The organism is Micromonospora maritima (assembly GCF_902825405.1).
Classification (GTDB): domain Bacteria; phylum Actinomycetota; class Actinomycetes; order Mycobacteriales; family Micromonosporaceae; genus Micromonospora; species Micromonospora maritima.
Map to the genome: position 1 here is coordinate 1 of NZ_CADEAU010000784.1, position 1,713 is coordinate 1,713.

The 1,713-nt window shown below is 73.6% G+C and carries 1 protein-coding gene and 1 pseudogene; both read left to right on the top strand.

From position 1 onward, the window contains the following. The first annotated feature begins 428 nt into the window (after positions 1-428). Entirely contained in the window at positions 429-1,175 is a 747-nt protein-coding gene (locus HUW36_RS34730; protein WP_246248432.1) for an LPXTG cell wall anchor domain-containing protein, read from the top strand. Between the two features lie 295 nt (positions 1,176-1,470). Next, a pseudogene (locus tag HUW36_RS32255) lies at positions 1,471-1,713 on the top strand (aldehyde dehydrogenase family protein); the annotation flags it as partial.

Genomic DNA, 1,713 nt, shown 5'->3' on the forward strand with positions numbered 1-1,713 from the left:
GGCGCCGGCGGCGAGCCACCGGCGGGACGGGCGACCGCGCGGCGGCGCTGTCGGTCGGGGCATGGCGAGCTCCTGTGGAGGATGCCGTGCGGCGGCCCGGGCGGGCGGGACGTGCCGCCCGAGCCGCCGCACAGTGGTGGTGGGGTGGACCGCGGAGGCGCGGGAGCGCTCCCATGGATAAGCGACAATGTAATAGGCCGGTCACCACTTGGGAAGCCCGGCGCATCCCACCCACCTCCGGGGCGACGGCGCCAGCGTCCCGCCCCGGGCCCGCGTTACGTCGACACGCCCGCGCCGGGACGGATCCGCCCCCCGGAACCCCTTTTCGGTATGGCCATCGCCGCAGCTCAGGCCATTCGTCGGATGGCCGCCGCCGCTCCCGCCCGGCGATCATGTGCCATCCCCTCACCCGATCCGGAGGATCTCTCATGCCACAGCGTCGGCGCGCGGCCGTCACGGCGGCGGTCGTCACCGCCCTGCTCGGGCTCGCCACCCCGGCCTGGGCCACCGGCAAGCCCCACAACCCGAAGGGCGACAACGGCACCGTCAAGATCGACGGGGCGCCGTTCTCCGACCGGGTCGACAACCAGCCGCACGTGGACTGCGACCTCGAACTGGAGTTCTTCAACTTCGACAAGGGACAGCGGGCCACCGTCACGCTGCGGGCACAGCCGCCCTCCGGCAGCCGGGACCGGGTGGTCTGGTCCCGGACCGACGTGGTGATCAGCGACGACCCGGCCGCGGGCGCCGAGAACGACCACGACGCGGTGATCCGGCTCTCCGCCGACGACCTCGACCTGGCCGGCCTCACGGCCCACCCGAAGCAGGGCTACCACCTCAAGCTCGACGTGGACCTGGCCGACGGCAGGGCGTTCGACGACAAGCACAAGGTCTTCTGGCTGACGCCGTGCGCGTCGTCGGAGAGCCCGACGCCCACGCCGTCCACCCCGGACGACACCACGCCCACCCCGACGCCCGGCGGATCCGGGAACCCGCCCGGCTCCGGCACCCCGACGCCGGGCGTGCCCACCGGCCCGGGCGGCGGCGGAGGCGGGCTGCCGCTCACCGGGGTCGCGGTCACCAGCCTCTCGCTCACCGGCCTGGCCCTGATCGGCGGCGGCGCGCTGCTGCTGGCGCTGCGTCGGCGCCGGGACCGGATCACGTTCACCAGCTGAGTCGCACCGAGGGAACCGGTCGCCGAGTGGTTCGGCGGCCGGTTCCTCGTCGATCCGGACCGATCGACCGGAGAAATGTCACTCCATCGATCGACGCAAATTGACAACTGACGTTTCCGCAGGCCAATGGGTGCCTCGTTCGCGCCGGCCTCTCGGCCAAGCGGTCCTGGAACCGGTTTCGCATCCTGGCATACGAACGTACTGTTGCCCGCCGCGCGACGGGCAGGGGACAGTACGCCACACCCAGCGGTGCCATCGACGCCGCCGCTCCCCCGGACAACCTGAGGAGATCGCGATGGCCCTTCGACTCGCTGACGGCACCTCCTGGTCCGACACCCTCGCCCGGGCCGTCGCCGCCACGCCCGAGGCATTCGGCACCGCCCCCGACGGCGGCGCCACGCTGCACAACCTCGTGGAGGGCGAGTGGCGGGCGGTCGGCGCGCCCACCCCGGTCCGCAGCCCGGTCGACAACACCACGCTGGTGAACCTGGCCCGGCTCGACGCCGACACGGCCCGCGCCGCGGTCGCCCACGCCGCC

Excerpts from the sequence above, each read along its gene's own strand:
- HUW36_RS34730 (WP_246248432.1), top strand. The coding sequence starts at position 429 with ATGCCACAGCGTCGGCGCGCGGCCGTCACGGCGGCGGTCGTCACCGCC.